The 16,946-nt window shown below is 64.7% G+C and carries 11 protein-coding genes; 5 read left to right on the top strand and 6 right to left on the bottom strand.

All coding sequences use genetic code 11. The features are described 5' to 3' along the window. Positions 1-66 precede the first annotated feature (66 nt). Complete coding sequence (locus NSO95_RS01090) at positions 67-2,790, top strand: TonB-dependent receptor (protein ID WP_257594291.1); 2,724 nt, start codon at positions 67-69, stop codon at positions 2,788-2,790. Between the two features lie 216 nt (positions 2,791-3,006). Here the strand turns inward: NSO95_RS01090 and NSO95_RS01085 are convergent, their stop codons facing one another. Next, on the bottom strand, positions 3,007-3,669 hold the full coding sequence (locus NSO95_RS01085) for a YggS family pyridoxal phosphate-dependent enzyme (RefSeq protein WP_257594290.1): 663 nt from the start codon (positions 3,667-3,669) through the stop codon (positions 3,007-3,009). Between NSO95_RS01085 and NSO95_RS01080 the strand changes: the two genes are divergently transcribed. Together NSO95_RS01080 and NSO95_RS01075 are read left to right on the top strand one after the other, a co-directional pair. Beyond that, on the top strand, positions 3,653-4,249 hold the full coding sequence (locus NSO95_RS01080; protein WP_366518987.1) for a thiamine phosphate synthase: 597 nt from the start codon (positions 3,653-3,655) through the stop codon (positions 4,247-4,249). The two genes, NSO95_RS01085 and NSO95_RS01080, sit on opposite strands and share 17 nt — an antisense overlap. Before the next feature lie 239 nt (positions 4,250-4,488). After that, on the top strand, positions 4,489-6,828 hold the full coding sequence (locus NSO95_RS01075; protein ID WP_257594289.1) for an FtsK/SpoIIIE family DNA translocase: 2,340 nt from the start codon (positions 4,489-4,491) through the stop codon (positions 6,826-6,828). Here NSO95_RS01075 and NSO95_RS01070 read toward each other — a convergent pair. Further along, positions 6,825-7,739 (bottom strand): alpha/beta hydrolase family protein, encoded by a 915-nt coding sequence (locus NSO95_RS01070; protein WP_257594288.1) that lies wholly within the window; start codon positions 7,737-7,739, stop codon positions 6,825-6,827. The two genes, NSO95_RS01075 and NSO95_RS01070, sit on opposite strands and share 4 nt — an antisense overlap. A gap of 230 nt (positions 7,740-7,969) precedes the next feature. On the opposite strand from NSO95_RS01070, the gene NSO95_RS01065 reads away from it, so the two are divergent. Continuing rightward, positions 7,970-10,591, top strand: a complete 2,622-nt coding sequence (locus NSO95_RS01065) for a TonB-dependent receptor plug domain-containing protein (protein WP_257594287.1) — start codon at positions 7,970-7,972, stop codon at positions 10,589-10,591. Between the two features lie 93 nt (positions 10,592-10,684). On the opposite strand, the gene NSO95_RS01060 is transcribed toward NSO95_RS01065, so the two are convergent. Together NSO95_RS01060 and NSO95_RS01055 are read right to left on the bottom strand one after the other, a co-directional pair. Continuing rightward, complete coding sequence (locus tag NSO95_RS01060) at positions 10,685-11,731, bottom strand: substrate-binding domain-containing protein (protein ID WP_257594286.1); 1,047 nt, start codon at positions 11,729-11,731, stop codon at positions 10,685-10,687. A 70-nt stretch (positions 11,732-11,801) separates the two neighbouring features. Then, entirely contained in the window at positions 11,802-13,190 is a 1,389-nt protein-coding gene (locus NSO95_RS01055; protein WP_257594285.1) for a porin, read from the bottom strand. A gap of 158 nt (positions 13,191-13,348) precedes the next feature. Here NSO95_RS01055 and ald point away from each other — a divergent pair, with 158 nt between their 5' ends. Beyond that, entirely contained in the window at positions 13,349-14,464 is a 1,116-nt protein-coding gene (ald, locus tag NSO95_RS01050) for an alanine dehydrogenase (protein WP_257594284.1), read from the top strand. On the opposite strand, the gene NSO95_RS01045 is transcribed toward ald, so the two are convergent. Together NSO95_RS01045 and NSO95_RS01040 are read right to left on the bottom strand one after the other, a co-directional pair. Continuing rightward, positions 14,434-14,868 (bottom strand): acyl-CoA thioesterase, encoded by a 435-nt coding sequence (locus tag NSO95_RS01045; protein ID WP_257594283.1) that lies wholly within the window; start codon positions 14,866-14,868, stop codon positions 14,434-14,436. The genes ald and NSO95_RS01045 overlap by 31 nt on opposite strands. Further along, entirely contained in the window at positions 14,865-16,928 is a 2,064-nt protein-coding gene (locus NSO95_RS01040; protein ID WP_366518986.1) for a S9 family peptidase, read from the bottom strand. Before NSO95_RS01040 ends, NSO95_RS01045 begins: the two co-directional genes overlap by 4 nt. Positions 16,929-16,946: the final 18 nt, after the last annotated feature.

Raw genomic sequence — 16,946 nt, 5'->3', positions numbered from 1 at the left:
GAAAGGGGAAATCGCGATACCCCGCTTTCCACAAACGTAAACGTAAACCCTTGGGAGAGGTGCTAGATGAAAAGCTTTACTTCGCTTCGTGCGATTGCCCTGCTCGGTGCCGGCATGATGCTGGCCCCGCATACCGCCTATGCGCAGGATGAAACCGCCGAAGGCGCCGAAGAGTTCGACGACGGCATCATCATCGTTACCGCACAGGGCCGCGAACAGTCGCTGGCCGACGTGCCGGTCGCGATCTCCGCCGTGTCGGGCGAGACGCTGCAGAACAGCGGCGCGAGCGATATCCGCCAGCTCAACCAGGTCGCACCCTCACTGCTCGTGTCCTCGACCGGTTCGGAAGCCAATGGCTCGGCGCGTATTCGCGGGATCGGCACGGTGGGCGACAACCCCGGCCTGGAAAGCTCGGTTCCGGTGTTTATCGATGGCGTCTACCGCTCGCGCTCGGGGATCGGCCTCAACGAGCTCGGCCCGATCGACCGGGTCGAAGTGCAGCGCGGCCCGCAGGGCACGCTCGGCGGCCGCAACTCTTCGGCCGGCCTGCTCAGCATCTATACCGCCGAACCCGAATTCACCTTCGGTGGATACGGTGCTTTCACCTATGGCAACTACGACGCGATGCGCCTCGAGGGCGGGATCACCGGACCGATTTCCGATACGATCGCCGTGCGGGTCGACGGGGTGTGGTCCAAGCGCGACGGTTTCTATCGCGACGCAGCCAACAACACCGACATCAACGACCGTGACCGCTATTTTGTGCGCGGGCAGCTGTTGCTCGAACCGAATGACGATCTCTCTATCCGCCTGATCGCCGACTATACCAGGCGTGACGAGAAGTGCTGCGCAGCCACCTATGTCGACAGCAGCGTCAATCCGTTCATCGGCAATCTCAACAACCCTTCCAACCCGCTGACCCCGCTGCAGCAAGATGGCAACAACATCATCAACGTGCTGCGCGATCTCGGCCAGAATCTGAGCGCCTTCAACCAGGGCTATGGGCGCGACGTCTCGGTCACTCCTGGCCGAAGCTTCGCCGGCGAGACCACCGATTACGGCTTCTCGGGCCAGATCGACTGGGATCTCGGCGGTGCCACGCTGACCTCGATCACGGCCTATCGCGAATACCGTTCGGGCCAGGCGTCGGACACCGACTACGGCACTGTCGACATCCTGTACCGCGCGCCGAGCGATGACGCCTACCGCCAGTTCCACACCTTCACCCAGGAACTGCGCCTGCAGGGCGAGGCGTTCGACGGAACGCTCGACTGGCTCGTCGGCGGGTTCTACGCCAACGAAAAGCTGACCGTGCGCGACAACCTGCGCTTCGGCGAGGACTACGGCCGGTTCGTAAGCTGCCGCCTCTTCTCGGGCGGTGGGTTCGCCGGGCTCTATTCGCCGTCGTCGCCCGGCTGCCTTGCGGCGCGTCCGGCAGCGTTCGGCGCCGCTTCGCCTGCGATCTACGCAGCACTGGACGCACTCGACGGCATCAGCGATCGCGGCACGACCAACGACCGGTACATGCAGGATGGCTCGAACTGGGCGATCTTCACCCACAACATCGTGCACATCACCGACAGCCTCGATCTGACCCTCGGCCTGCGCTACACCAACGACAAGAAGGACTTCGCGGCCACCTTCGGCAACGACAACACCGCCTGCACCACGATCCAGGGCCTTGTCGGTGGTTTCCTGACCAACCCGTCGCTGGCGGCCACGGCGGGCGGCCTGATCGGCCTTGGCTGCCAGGGCAACTCGACCGCCGAGCTCAACGGCGTCTCGATCAGCGATGACCGCAGCGAGGACGAATGGACCGGCACCGCAATCCTTTCGTACAAGCCGGTCGACGACCTGCTGCTCTACGCAAGCTTCGCGCGCGGTTACAAGGCAGGCGGGTTCAACCTCGACCGCTCGGCGCTCAAATCGTCGATACCCACCTTCGCCTCGGTCGGCGGGGCGCAGGCGCTGGTCGGCAACCTCCAGTTCGATCCCGAGCTGGTCGACAGCTACGAGCTCGGCGCGAAATATGCGACCGGCCCGTTCAGCGTCAGCGTTTCGGCATTCCGTTCCGACTTCAGCAATTTCCAGCTGAACACCTTCAACGGCTCGGTCTTCCTGGTCGCCACGATCAATGGCTGCGGCGGCGAGCTGACCGGCGGGCCGAATGCGGATACCGATCTTAGCAACGCGACCGGTGCCTGCGCGGCGGACGATGTCAGCTATGGCGTGCGTACCCAGGGCTTCGAGCTCGAAGCGCAGCTGGTCCCGGCGCGCAATTTCCGCGTGGGTGCCGGCCTGACCTATGCGCAGACCAAATTTGCCGACGATCTGGTCGGCAATGCCAATGGCCTGCCGCTCGATCAGGCGCTGCGCAAACTGCCGGGCGACAATCTCTCCAACGCACCTGAAATCGTCGCCACCGGGAGCGTGACCTGGACGCCTGACATCGGCGACAGCGGTCTGAGCGGGCTGGTCTATTTCGATGGCCGCATGACCGACGACTACAACACCGGTTCGGACCTGTTCCCGCAGAAGGAGCAGGACGGTTATGCCATCTTCAACGCCCGCATCGGGGTTCGCGGTCCGGACGAGAAGTGGAGCATCGAGGCCTGGGCGCAGAACATCTTCGACAAGGATTATGCGCAGGTCGCGTTCAACTCGCCGTTCCAGGCGGGCACGACGGCCGCACCATTCGTCGATCCGGTCTATCCCGGCGGACGGCAGATCTTCTCGCAGTTCCTTGCCGAACCGCGGACCTACGGCATTACCGGCCGTTTCCGCTTCTGATCCGCAAGATCAGCGAAACAGGGAAAGGGCGCCTCGCGGGGCGCCCTTTTTCGTTGGGCGATTTGGATCTATTTGGACGAGGTCTTTTGCTTGACCCTCCCTTGTCATTCCCGCGAAGGCGGGAATCCATCGAACGAGGTCCAGCCGGGATCCCCGCCTTCCCGGGGATGACACGCAGGACAGATTGTCAGCCGAAGAAAAGCTCGAGCGGCGGGCTTATTCGCGCGATCCAAACAGCGCGGTGCCGACGCGGACATGCGTCGCGCCGAGCATCACCGCGGCCGGGTAGTCGCCGCTCATCCCCATACTGAGACCCGACACGCCATTGTCCGCCGCCAGCTTCGCGAGGAAAGCAAAGAAAGGGGCAGGCTCGATCTCGGCCGGGGGGATGCACATCAGCCCGGCGAGCGGAATATCGGCATCGCGCACCTGCCTCACGAAAGCGGGCAAGTCCTTCGGCAGGCAGCCGCCCTTCTGATCTTCCTCGCCAATGTTCACCTGTACGAAGCACGGCACGCGCCTGCCCGCCTTGTCCATCGCCTTGGCGAGCGCGGTGAGCAGGCTCGGCCGGTCGAGCGAATGGATGCAGTCGAACAGCGCGACCGCCTCCTCCGCCTTGTTCGACTGGAGCTGGCCGATCAGGTGCAACTGCGTATCGGGATAGCGCTCGATCAGCGCAGGCCATTTGCCCTGAGCCTCCTGAACCCGGTTTTCGCCGAACAGGCGGTTACCCTGCGCCAGCAGCGGCTCGATCGCATCGGGACCCTGCGTCTTGCTGACCGCGATCAGCGCGATGTCTGCGGGGTCGCGGCGCGAGGCCTTGCACGCCTTCGCGATTTCGGCGTGGACCTGTTCGAGCGGAGTGGCTGCACTTTCCATTGCGCGCCGCTATAGCGCGGGCGTGGCAAAGCTCCAGACCTCTCCCGAGCCCGGCCAGTGGGCCTTACCCGACCTGTGGCTGCTCAGCGATGCGCGCAACGATGCGGTGTTGGAGGGCGCGCTCGCCTGCCTGCCGCGCGGTTCGGGTTTCGTGTTCCGCCACTACCACCTCGACCCCGGGGCGCGGCAAGAGCGGTTCGAGGCGCTGCGCGATGCGGCAAGGAAGCGCGACCATGTGGTGGTGCTGTCGGGCAGCCCGGTGCTGGCCAGAAAATGGCGCGCCGACGGCGTCTACGGCCCGGCGGGTGCGATGCCGCGCGACGACAGCTTGCTCAAGATCGCCACCGCGCACGACTGGAAGGAAATCGTCGCCGCCGAACGTGCGGGGGCGGATGCGATCCTGCTCTCGCCGGTCTTTTCCACCGCTTCGCATCCCGATGCGAAGCCGCTCGGCCCGGTGCGCTTTCGCTTGCTGGCGCGCAAGACACAGGTGCCGGTCATTGCGCTCGGCGGCATGACCCACGCGCGTGCAAAGCGGCTCGGCTGGCCGCGCTGGGCTGCGATCGACGGGCTTTCTTGAGGTTCACACGAAGACACGAAGCTGTCGCACTTGCGGCACCGCCGCCCAATACACCGAGAACCACACCCGCCTCGCCGGCGCAACTTTGGAAGGGCGACTTCGCCGCAAAGCAAGCCCTCTTCGTGTCTTCGTGTGAACCGGGAAACCTTCGCCTCACCGCTCCGTGCTTGACGGCGAGTCCCGGCGGATTCATGGTGTATCGCAGACATAGGACAGGGCCGAGAAGGACAGGGGTGCATATGGCCAGTCGAGCCATCTCGAAATCGCCGAAAGCGGATTGGCGGATCGCCTTCCGCCGCTCGCTGCGGCGCGCGGCCCAGATGGCGGGGGCAGCGATCCTGTTCGGCGCGATGGTGTTCCTCGCCCTTGCGCTGGTGAGCTACAGCCAGACCGACCCCAGCCCGTCCACCGCCGCCTCCACCGCAGAAGTCGCCAACTGGATGGGGGTGAGCGGCGCTTGGGCGGCCGAGCGAGTGCTGTTCCTGTTCGGGTGGACTGCCATTTTCCTGCTGCCGCTGCTCTATATTGGAGCGCGCAAACTGTGGCGCGATGTCGAAGAGGAGGATGTCTACAACGACACCCGATGGTGGCGGCCGGTGCTGATGCTGCTGCTCGGGATGGCGCTGCTGGCGACGGTGCTGGCGCTGGTGGTTGATCCGCAGCGCGGCAACTTCCCCGCCTCGATGGGCGGCATCACCGGCCTGCTCGGGGCGAGTGCGGTCGAAGCCATCGGCGCAAGGCTGGGCGACGGGCCGGGCGGCTGGGCGATCCTCGGCATGGGGCTTGCCGCATTGGCGGGCGGGGCCCTGCTGGTCACCCGGGTCTTTGCGCTCGACTGGGTGCAACTGCTCACCCTGCCGCGGTTCCTCAAGCACCGGCCCGAACTGCCCGCAGCGGTCGAGCCCTATCTGCCCCGGCGCAAGGACCGAGCCGCGCGCAAGGCGATGGTGGAGGACGATCCGGTCATCGCCGAAAGCACCCGCCGCGCGCCCGAGATCACCGATCCGTCTGCGCCGCCGAAAAAGGCGAGCATGGCCAAGGCGAAACAGCGCGACATGTTCGCCAGCTATCAGTTGCCGAGTCTCGACCTGCTGACCGATCCACCCGCCGACAGGGGCCCCAAGCTCGACAAGCTGGCGCTCGAACGCAACGCGCGGCTGCTCGAAACCGTGCTCGACGATTTCAACGTCAAGGGCGAGATCACCGCGGTGCGCACCGGACCGGTGGTGACGATGTACGAGCTCGAACCGGCGCCCGGCATCAAAGCCAGCCGCGTGATCGGCCTGGCGGAGGATATCGCGCGCAACATGTCCGCCATCTCCGCCCGCGTCTCGCCCATCCCCGGCAAGACGGTGATGGGGATCGAACTGCCCAATGCCGACCGCCAGATGGTCGCGCTGAAGGAACTGGCCGCCTGCGCCGCTTTCGCCGACAACAAGGGCGCGCTGCCGATCATCCTGGGCAAGGATATCGCGGGTGAGCCGATCGTGGCGGATCTCGCCGCGATGCCGCACCTGCTGGTGGCGGGCACCACCGGTGCGGGCAAGTCGGTCGGGCTGAACTGCATCCTGCTCAGCCTGCTCTATCGCTTCACGCCCGAAGAATGCCGCCTGATCCTGATCGATCCCAAGGTGCTCGAGCTCAAGACCTACGACGATATCCCGCACCTGCTCTCACCCGTGGTGACCGAGCCCGCCAAATCGGTCCGCGCGCTCAAATGGGCGGTCGAGGAAATGGAGCGGCGCTACCGGATGATGTCGAGCGTCAATTCGCGCAACATCGCCGGGTTCAACGAGAAGGTGCGCGCGTCGATCGCCAAGGGCAAGCCTTTGGGGCGTAGGGTCCAGACCGGCTTCGATCCCGAGACGGGTGAGGAGCTGTTCGAGGAAGAGCAGCTCGACTACGCCCCGCTGCCGCAGATCGTACTGATCGTCGACGAGCTGGCCGATCTTATGGTCACAGTGGGCAAGGAAATCGAGGTCCTGATCCAGCGACTGAGCCAGAAGAGCCGCGCGGCGGGCATCCACCTCATCATGGCGACCCAGCGCCCCTCGGTCGATGTCATCACCGGCGTGATCAAGGCAAACCTGCCGACCCGGATCAGCTTCAAGGTCACCAGCCGGATCGACAGCCGGACGATCCTTGGCGAGCAGGGTTCGGAGCAGCTGCTCGGCAAGGGCGACATGCTCTACAAGCCCAACACCGGCGCGATGATCCGCGTCCACGGCCCCTTCGTGAGCGACGAGGAGGTCGAAGCGGTGGCCGACCACTGGCGCGCGCAGGGCAGCCCCGACTATGTCGACGCGGTGACCGAAGAACCGGAAGACGGTTTTGGCATGAACTTCGAAGACGAATTCACCGCCTCGGACAACCCGGAAGAACGCAAATACCGTCAGGCGTGCCAGATCGTGATCGAGAACCAGAAGGCGTCCGGCTCGTGGCTCCAGCGCCAGATGGGCGTCGGCTACAACACCGCCGCCAAGTGGATCGAACGGATGGAAAGCGACGGGCTGGTCGGCCCCGCGAACCACGTCGGACGCCGCGAAATCTACCGCGACAGCGACGGGAACCCGCTTTAGTTCTCCGGTCCGCTCGCTGCGCTGTCTTTCACCTCGATGCGCGGCGCAGGCGCATCCAGCAGAATGGGAACCGCAAAAGCCGCCATGCCGGCATTGCTGTGCGCGATGCCGGGAGCGTAGGCGATGCGCCACGCGAAGTCGAACTGCGCCGCGCTTGCGCTGTCGTGACCGGTGGCGAAGAACGTCTCGCCCCGCGCGAGCCGGTTCGGTCCCTGCCGGTCGGCGGCTTCGTTGCGCCGCAGGTTGGGGTCGTTGCGATCGGTATCCTGCGTCCCTAGCAGGATCGTAAGCGGGCGCGATAACGCCGTTGCGGAATCGACCAGCCCTGCGGCGGTACCTCCCCAGCCGTAGGGAAACTCCCTCGCGTCGGGCATGGTGTACCACCCCGAATTGGCAGCCACCGCGACCCGCAGGCGTGGTGCCTGGGCGAAGGCGACATAGCGGTGGACGAATTGGCCGCCCGCAGAATGACCATAGAGCGCATAGTCGCGCTGCCGGCCGTCCAGCCCGCAGACCAGCTCGTCGAACAGCGGTTCGATCGCGGCGAAGGACCATTGCTCGCGCGGACGCACATTCCCTTCGCCGTCGAAGATATTGCCCATGTTGTACGACGCAGTGGTCGGGAAATCGTCGCGCCCGAAGTTGGGCACGGCGACGATGAAGCCGTGCTCCTCGGCCAGCTCGCGCCATTCGTCGCGGTAACGGTCGCCGTCGCGATTGACCCCGTGCATCACGAATACGATCGGGCTGTCCGCACCGCTCTCCGATGGCCGATGCAGGTAGACCGGCAGTTCCGGACCCGCCCAGTCCGAAAACACGATTTGCGAGGAACCTTCGGCAATCGGGGAACACTCGCTCGCCGCCGCCTTTTGCGCCACGAGGAGTGCGGCGAGGATCATTCCCAGTCGCATTGGGTGTGTTCGGGTCAAAATACGCACCTCGCCGCTCGCTCGCATGCCCCATTACGGCATCTGCGCAAGGCCGCAAACCGCTTTCCCGCATGGCCCGCTGTCACTGGAAAGACACAAATCGCCAAGAACAATGAAGGATTTGCGTAATATTCTTCTGTATTCCTTCGTGTGGTGTAATTTCCCTACGCTGTCGCATGGTGTGGTGCGGCCTGAAGAAGGGGTAATCCTGCATGTCCATTCGCTTCGCATTCCGTTCGGGATCGGCCGTCATCGCTCTGGCTGTCGCCGGCCTTGTCCAGCCCGCCCATGCGCAGGACGAAGGCGCGGAGACCGGCTTCACCGACGACGATCCGATTATCGTGACCGGTACCCGGCGAACCGACCGGACTGTTGCCGACAGCACCGTGCCGATCGACGTGCTGACTTCCGAAGCGCTGCTCAACCAGGGCACGACCGAGACCAATCGCCTGCTCAACAATCTCGTTCCGTCGTTCAACTTCCCGCAGCCTTCGCTGACCGACGGCACCGACTCGCTGCGCCCCGCCACGCTGCGCGGCTTGGCACCCGACCAGGTGCTGGTGTTGGTCAACGGCAAGCGGCGGCACATTTCCTCGCTGCTCAACCTCAACGGCTCGGTCGGGCGCGGTTCGGCGGGGGTCGACATGAACACCATCCCGCCGCTCGCGATCGAGCGGATCGAAGTGCTGCGTGACGGGGCGGCGTCGCAATACGGCTCCGACGCTATCGCCGGGGTGATCAACATCCAGCTCAAGAAGAGCGAGGGCGGCCGCGCGCAGGCGACCTACGGCAAATACATCACTACGATGGAGGATGTCGCCCAGGTGGCGAGCGTTGCGCCGACCCTAACCGCCAGCGCAAGCGAGAATCCGGTCATCACCTTCACCGGCGAAGACCGCAAGCGGCGCGACGGGGACACGATCACCATTGCCTCCAACTTCGGCGTGCCTGTCGGCGATACCGCCTATGTCAATGTCACCGCCGAGTACAAGGACCGCGACCCGACCAACCGTTCGGGCCCCGATATCCGGCGCAACTATGCCGGGCTGGGCGATCCGCGCGAAACGACCTTCAACCGCTACGCCCACCGCTTCGGCGACGGCAAGTCGGAGGATTTCAACCTGTTCCTCAACGCCGGGACCGATCTGGGCGAGGCATTCGAGGTCTACACCTTCGGCAGCTACGGCAAGCGCAAGGGCAATGGCGCGGGCTTCTATCGCCGCTCGCTCGATGCCCGCAACACCGACTTCGCCAACGGCGGCACCCCGTTCTATCCGGACGGCTTTCTGCCGCTGATCAACAGCGATATCGAGGATATCGCTGGGACGCTGGGCGTACGGGGCGAGGCGAGCGGGTGGAACCTCGACTTCTCCGTCGGCTACGGCTCCAACCGGCTCGACTACCGGATCACCAACACCTGGAACGCATCGCTCGGCGGCAATGTCAGCCCGACCGAATTCGACGCGGGCGGGCTGCGCGCTGGACAGACCGCAGTCAATTTCGATGCACAGCGCTCGATCGACCTCGGTATCGGCGAGACCTCGCTCGCGCTCGGCGGCGAATGGCGCAACGAGAACTACAAGATCCGCCCGGGCGAGCTGGGCAGCTATGTCGCGGGGCCGTTCTCCGCTGCACCGTTCAACGCCGCACCAGGGGCGCAGGTGTTCCCCGGTTTCTCGCCGACCACCGCGGTCGACGTCTCGCGCGACAGCTTCGCCGCCTATGTCGAACTCGACACCGATCTGACCGACCGGTTCAATGTGCAGGTCGCCGGACGCTACGAGCATTTCTCCGATTTCGGGGACACCATCAACGGCAAGATCGCCGCACGGTTCGAACCGGTCGACGGCCTTGCACTGCGCGGCTCGGCATCCACCGGCTTCCGTGCACCGGGCATGGCGCAGCAGTTTTTCTCGACCACCTCGACCAACAACGTCGGCGGCCAGCTGATCGAGATCGGGACCTTCCCGGTCAGTTCGCCGATCGCGATTGCGCTGGGTTCGCAGCCACTCGAACCCGAAGAATCGGTCAACCTGTCGGCCGGCGTCGTGTTCAACATGGTCGACGGGCTCAACATCACGGTCGACTATTACAACATCGAACTCTCCGACCGGATCGTGCTGACCGAGAACCTGACCGGCGCGGATGTGGTCGCGCTGTTGCAGGCGGCAAACGTGGCCGGTTCTTCGGCGCGGTTCTTCATCAACGGGATCGACACCCGCACCGAAGGGCTCGACATCGTCGGCAGCTACCGCCTGCCCGACGTTGCCGGTGGCCGCCTAACGCTCAATGCCGGCTACAACATCAACGACACCACGATCACCGACCGGCGGATATTCAGCGGCTTCACCGCCGACCGCCTGTTCGCGCGGCAAGAGAGTTTCCGCCTGACCGACGGCCAGCCTTCGAACAAGCTCAACCTAGGCCTGACCTGGGAACGCGAACCGTTCGGCATCTCGCTCAACGCCAACCGATTCGGCAGCGTGTTTCTGCCCGACGGGGTGACGACCGCGACGGTCAACGGATTGCCCGCATCGGCGACCAACCCGCAGATCCGCAACGACATCAATGTCGCCAAGGGCGATGCCCCGGGCGACATCACCCTGTCGCCCAAATGGGTGGTCGACCTGGAAGTGCGGTTCAACCCGCTCGAGCAGGTCCAGCTGGCGGTGGGCGCGAACAATCTGCTCGACGAATATCCCGACCGGCTGCCGTTCGGAACCGTCGGAGGGGTCAACTTCGGGCTCAACAACAGCTTCCTGCCCTATTCCTCGCAGTCGCCCTTCGGCTTCAGCGGGCGTTTCCTCTATGCGAGGGTGAGCGTCGACTTCTAGGGCCCCGGCCCTGAAGATCGGGCAAGACGAAAAAGCGCCCCGGGATCCGGTCCCGGGGCGCTTTTCATTATCCGCTGGAAACGCTGGACCGGCTTACTTCAGCTTGCTGCCGTCGAGTGTCGGATAATCGGTGGCTGCCTTTTCCATCGCGCTCATCACCTCGGGCGCGCTGGCGATCAGGCCGATCTTGGCAAGCGGGCCATCGGCCTTCCACATCTTCGGCCACTGGGCGATGAATTCCTTCAGCCCGGGAATGGCGTCGAGATGCGCCTTCTTGATGTAGACGAACATCGCGCGCGAGGCGGGATAGCTGCCGCTGGCGATGTTGTCGTAGGTCGGTGCCGCGCCGTTCATGGTGTGGCCCTGCACCTTGTCGAGGTTCTCCTCGAGGAAGGAATAGCCGAACACGCCGACCGCCTTGGGGTTGCCGACGATCTTCTGGACGATCAGATTGTCCTGCTCGCCCTGATCGACATAGGCACCATCCGCCCGCACATCGGTGCAGGTCTTGTCGTAAGCGTCCTCATCCGATTCCTTGAGCGCCTTCATCGCCGGGTCGGTCTGGCAGCCGACTTCGAGCACCAGTTCCTTGAGCGAGTCGCGGGTGCCCGAGGTGGACGGCGGGCCGTAGACGAGGATCGGCTCGGCCGGCAGCGAGGGATCGACATCGGCCCAGGTCTTGGCGGTCTGCGGCTTGCCGAACGGCTTGGCAGCGATCGCCTTGTAGACGATCTCCGGGGTCAGGTTCAGTTGCAGCCCGCCCTTGGCCGAGGCGAAGGCGAGGCCGTCGTTGCCGATCTGGAGTTCGACGATATCCTTCACCCCGTTGGCGACGCAGCTGTCGAATTCGCTCTTCTTCATCCGGCGCGAAGCGTTCGCCATGTCGGGCGTGTTGGGGCCGACACCTTCGCAGAACAGCTTGATCCCGCCGCCCGTGCCGGTCGATTCGATCACCGGCGAGGCGAAGCCGGGATTCGACGCGACGAAGCCTTCAGCCACCGCCTTGGAGAAGGGGAAAACGGTCGAAGAGCCGACGGCCTTGACCGATTCGCGCGTGCCGCCGCCGGTACCGGCGTTGTCACAGGCCGCAAGTGCGAGCGACGAAAGGGCAACGAATGCAAGAGCCTTGGTGAGTTTCATGGTGGGATCCCCGCTGGATTGGATTGGGCTGCCGATTAGGCAGCATGTGTGACACGCGTGTGACAAATTCTCAGAAGTCGATCTGGGCGCGCAGGCCGAAGCTGTCGACGCCGTAGGAGCGATCGCCGTTGGCGGCGGCGAAGACGGCATCGTCATATTCGAGCTTGCCGTAGTTCGCGAGCAGCATGGTGTAGTCGGTCGGCTTCCACGCGAGGGCGAGGTAAAGCCCGTTCTGCTGCCCGCCGACGATCCCGGCATCGACGAGGTCGAGATAGTCGTAGCGCAGGTTTACCTGCACCGACCCCATGCCGCCCTTGCCGACCGGGTTGGCCGGCTTCACCCGGTCGAACACGCCGGCCTTGTAGCCGCGCGTATCGCCCTTGGTGAGGAAATAGCCGACCTCGGCATAACCGCCGAAGAAGTCGGGATCGGCCAGCGCCCCGGGTCGGTCGAGCTTCTGCCAATAGGCCTCGGCGGCGGCGTGGAACGGCCCGGAAATGATCGCGCCTTCCAATCCGAACCCGGTTTCGCTGTTCGCGGCAAGATTGCCTGTGTTGATGAAACGTTCGTCGGTGAAGGCGACCAGCGGGCGCTGGCGATAACGCACCGTGCTGCCGGTCTGGTAGGAGCGGTAATGCACCGAACCACCGAGGTGGAGCTGGGCGTCGCCCAGCTTCGGCAGGAACACCACGCGTGCATCGGTGCTCCAGTTTCGGTTGGACAGAGCATCCATGTTGTCGCTGAACAGCCCGGCCTGGATCAGCACGTCGCCCTTGCCATACTGCGCGCCGACCCCGACCCGGCGGATAAAGCCGAAGGCATCGGTGAAGGCGGCGCGCTCGATGAAGCTGGTGTGGAGGCTGCTGGTCAGCTCCTCGAGCGACTGGAAATTGTTGAACTGCCCGACGCTCACTTCGAGATCGCCCGCCTCATAAGAGATCAGGGCATCGGTCACGCTCACGTCGCTGTTTGCGACATCCACTTCGAACTTGTAGCCGAAGCCGCCCGGCATCGTGCCCTGAACCCCCAGCCGCGCACGGCGGACATTGCTGCCCCAGCCATCGTCCCGCCCGGTAGAATCGGGCGCATCGACGAAGCCGGTGTCGTATTGCAGCCGGCCGCGCGGCTTGAAACTCCAGCCGCCTTCCGCCTTGATCTCGGGTGCGCCCTTGAAGGCGATCGCCGGTCCCTTGCCCGCCTCCGCCTTGCCGGCGGCGGTATTGGCAGTCTGCGTTGCGACGGCGGCCGACTGCGTCACATTGTCGGCCTTGGCCTGCGCCTGATCGAGCTGCCCTTCGAGCGTATCGATCCGCGCCGCCATCCGCGCCATCTCCGCACGCATCGCGGCGAGCTCTTGTGCCACCGCCGCCTCATCCGGACCTGCGTCGGATTGCGCATTAGATGGCGCAGCCCAGCCGCAGGCAACCGCAACCGCCGAAACATGAAGCAGAGATTTCATTCTAGTGACCTTGATATGACCTGTTCCTGACATTCAAGTGACGCCGCTATGCAGGTTTTATGACAGCACAATGACATTCACATCGCCGAATGCCCCACGCTTGCCGCAAGATAGTTTCAGTTGTAACGGAAAATCACCGCCAACCGGAGAGACTCGTCATGCGCATCGGCTGCCCGACCGAAATCAAGAACCATGAATACCGCGTCGGCCTGACGCCGGAAAGTGCGCGTGAACTGGTGTTGCGCGGCAACGAGGTGTGGATCCAGAGCGGTGCCGGCCTCGGCATCGGCGCGACCGACGACCAGTACCGCGCGGCGGGCGCGACAATCGTCGACGGGCCGGACCCGATCTTCGCCGAGTGCGAGATGGTGGTGAAGGTCAAGGAGCCGCAGGCCGGGGAACGCGCCAAGCTGCGCGAGGGACAGCTGCTCTACACCTATCTCCACCTCGCGCCCGATCCCGAACAGACCGCCGATCTGGTCAAGTCGGGGGTCACCGCGATCGCCTATGAAACCGTCACCGGGCCGAACAATTCGCTGCCCCTGCTGAAGCCGATGAGCCAGGTCGCCGGCCGGATGAGCATCCAGGCCGGCGCCTCCGCGCTGGAGAAGGCGCATGGCGGGCGCGGCGTCCTTCTGGGCGGCGTACCGGGCGTGTTGCCGGGCCGGGTGATGGTGATCGGCGGCGGCGTGGTCGGTTTCAATGCCGCGCAGATGGCGGTCGGTTTGGGCGCGGATGTCACCATCCTTGACCGCGATCCCGAAGTACTTGAGCGGCTCGGGACCCATTTCGAGAGCCGTGCCAAGACGCGCTTTTCCAACATGGCCAATATCGAACAGATGATCGGCGAGGCGGAATTGGTGATCGGCGCGGTGCTGATCCCCGGGGCGGCGGCACCCAAGCTTGTCACCCGCGAAATGCTGCCCTTGATGAAGCCCGGCGCGGTGCTGGTCGATGTCGCGATCGACCAGGGCGGCTGCTTCGAAACCTCGAAGCCGACGACCCATGCCGAGCCGACCTATGTGATCGACAACATCGTGCATTACTGCGTCGCCAACATGCCCGGCGCGGTCGCGCGGACCAGCACCTATGCGCTCAATAACGTCACCCTGCCGCATGCGCTGCGGATGGCCGAACTCGGCTGGAAGGAAGCGCTGCGCCAGAACGCGCATCTGGCCGAGGGGCTCAATGTCCACGCAGGCAAGGTGACCTACAAGGCGGTCGCCGACGAGCTGGGATATGATTACCTGCCGACTGCTGATGCGCTGGCCTGACCGCCGCGTGCCTTCCAGAAGGGCGCTATAACCTCAGGCCGCACGCGCACCGGTCGCTGCGTGAGGCGATCGAGCATCGCCCATGTTGTTAGCGCCGAGACGATGACCTTGCCGTCGGCATTGCGGAAATCGACCCGCCGGGCGGAAGTCGCGCCCTTGGGCTCGCCCGGAATCCACGTCTCGCCGGTCACGCCCTCGCCCTCGCCGATATTGCCGCGATAGTCGATCTCGTGCCGCACCACGAGCCAGACGAAATCGCGCGCATCTTCGGGCCGCGCGACCGCATCCCAATGCGCGGTCGCCATGTCTTGCACCCACTGCACCCACACCGCATTGTTGACGTGGCCCATCACATCGATGTGCTGCGGCCCGGCGGTGAAGCTGCGACGGAAGGGTTCGCTCATTCCGCCAGACCCAGCTGCCACAGGATGAAGGCGAACTCTTCTGCCGTTTCATAGAGCGAGGAGAACCGTCCGGACTTGCCGCCGTGCCCCGCGCCCATGTTGGTCTTGAGCAGCAGTTCGTTGTCGTCGGTCTTCATCTCGCGCAGCTTCGCTACCCATTTGGCGGGTTCCCAATAGGTGACGCGCGGATCGTTTAGCCCGGCGGTCACCAGCATCGGCGGATAGGCCTGGTGCCTGACCTGATCGTAGGGCGAATAGCTGCGGATCGTCGCGAAGGCCTCTGCGCTTTCGATCGGGTTGCCCCATTCGGGCCATTCGCCCGGGGTCAGCGGCAGGCTCTCGTCGAGCATGGTGTTGAGCACGTCGACGAAGGGCACATGCGCCACGACCGCGCCCCACAGTTCGGGGTCGGTGTTGACCACCACCCCCATCAGCTCGCCCCCCGCCGATCCGCCGCTGGCAGAGATTCGGCCCGCTTCGGTATAGCCCCGGGCGATCAGCCCCTTCGCGACATCGACGAAATCGGTGAAGGTGTTGCACCGCGCCTCGAGCTTGCCCTGCAGATACCAGTTGCGCCCCAGATCGTCCCCGCCGCGGATATGCGCGATGGCAAAAGCCATCCCGCGATCGAGCAGGCTGAGGCGCGAGGTGGAAAAGCCCGGCGGCACGGCATAGCCATATGCGCCATAGGCATAGAGGTGCAGCGGCCCCGGTTTCTCGGGGCGGTCCTTGCGATAGACCACGCTCACCGGCACCATGGTCCCGTCGCGCGCTTCGATCGTCAGCCGCTCGGTAACGTAGAGCGAGGCATCGTAGCCGCTCGGGATCTCCTGCTGCTTGAGCAGTTCGAGCCGCGCGTCGGCGAGGTGATAATCGTAATCCGAATCGGGCGTGACCATGCTCTCGTAATCGAGCCGCAAGGTGTCGACATCGTATTCGGGATTGTTCGACAGACCCGCCGAATAGCTCGCTTCGGGAAAGGCGATCGGCGTGATTTGCGCAGGATCATCATAGGAACGGATCTGCACCTGGTCGAGGCCCGCCAGCCGCCCTTCGGTGACGTAGAAGTCCTTGAACAGCTCGAAACCGGTGAGGTAGAACTCGTCCGAGCACGCGATCAGCGTGGTCCAATCGCCCGGCGCATCGAGGCGCGCGGTCGCCAGCCGGAAATTCACATGGTCGTCGTTGGTGTGGACGTAGAGCACGCCGTCGCGCAGATCGACATCGTATTCCACGCCCTTGGCGCGCGGCCTGACGAGGATCTGCTCGCCGGTCGGATCGTCGGCGCGGACCAGCCGCACTTCGCTCGTTTCGTTGTCTCCGGTCCCGATGACCAGCCAGTCCTCCTGCGCCGAAAGCCCCGCCCCGACGCGGAAACCTTCGTCAGCCTCGTGGTAGATCTCGATATCGTCCGCCACCGGCGTGCCGAGCCGGTGCAGCCGGACATTGTCGACCCGCCAGTGCTCGTTGGCCTTGCCATAGGCGAGCATGGTGTCGCCCGCGACCCAGACGAGGCCGGAGAGGGTTTCGGGGATCACGTCCGGCAGCAATTCGCCGGTATCGAGATCCTTGATCCGCGCGGTGAAACGTTCCGACCCGTTGTCGTCGAACGAATAGGCCAGCAGCCTGCCATCCCGCGACACCGAGATCGCGCCGAGGCGAAAATAGTCCTTGCCTTCGGCCAGCGCGTTCTCGTCGAGGATCAGCGCCTCGTCACCACCTGCCGCCGGGCGGCGGTACCATTTGCGATACTCCTGCCCTTCGTCGAACCCGGTCCAGTAGATCCACTCGCCATCCTTCTGCGGGACCGAGGAATCGTCTTCCTTCACCCGGCCCCTGAGTTCGCGATAGATCGTCTCGACCAGCGGTTTGTGCGGTGCCATGCGGGCTTCGAACCATGCGTTCTCCGCCTCGATATGGGCGAGAACGTCCTTGTCCTCGACCACCGGGTAAGCGGGGTCCTTCAGCCAGTGATACGGATCGGAAATGGTGATTCCGTGCCGGGTGAAGCTGTGTTCGCGCTTCGCGGCGACGGGGGGCGCGATGGGGGTGTCGGTCAAGCGGGATCGTTCCTCGAG

Origin of the sequence: Parerythrobacter lacustris (genome assembly GCF_024626475.1) — a bacterium.
In the GTDB taxonomy this organism is placed as follows: Bacteria; Pseudomonadota; Alphaproteobacteria; order Sphingomonadales; family Sphingomonadaceae; genus Parerythrobacter_A; species Parerythrobacter_A lacustris.
The sequence above is the reverse complement of the archived record's forward strand: the minus strand, read 5'-3'. Positions and strand labels throughout refer to the sequence as shown.

Bases quoted from the DNA above. Each gene is read 5' to 3' on its own strand.
- NSO95_RS01055 (WP_257594285.1), bottom strand. From the start codon at position 13,190: ATGAAATCTCTGCTTCATGTTTCGGCGGTTGCGGTTGCCTGCGGCTGG.
- NSO95_RS01085 (WP_257594290.1), bottom strand. From the start codon at position 3,669: ATGGAAAGTGCAGCCACTCCGCTCGAACAGGTCCACGCCGAAATCGCG.
- NSO95_RS01070 (WP_257594288.1), bottom strand. From the start codon at position 7,739: ATGCGACTGGGAATGATCCTCGCCGCACTCCTCGTGGCGCAAAAGGCG.
- ald (WP_257594284.1), top strand. From the start codon at position 13,349: ATGCGCATCGGCTGCCCGACCGAAATCAAGAACCATGAATACCGCGTC.
- NSO95_RS01065 (WP_257594287.1), top strand. From the start codon at position 7,970: ATGTCCATTCGCTTCGCATTCCGTTCGGGATCGGCCGTCATCGCTCTG.
- NSO95_RS01045 (WP_257594283.1), bottom strand. From the start codon at position 14,868: ATGAGCGAACCCTTCCGTCGCAGCTTCACCGCCGGGCCGCAGCACATC.
- NSO95_RS01060 (WP_257594286.1), bottom strand. From the start codon at position 11,731: ATGAAACTCACCAAGGCTCTTGCATTCGTTGCCCTTTCGTCGCTCGCA.
- NSO95_RS01075 (WP_257594289.1), top strand. From the start codon at position 4,489: ATGGCCAGTCGAGCCATCTCGAAATCGCCGAAAGCGGATTGGCGGATC.
- NSO95_RS01090 (WP_257594291.1), top strand. From the start codon at position 67: ATGAAAAGCTTTACTTCGCTTCGTGCGATTGCCCTGCTCGGTGCCGGC.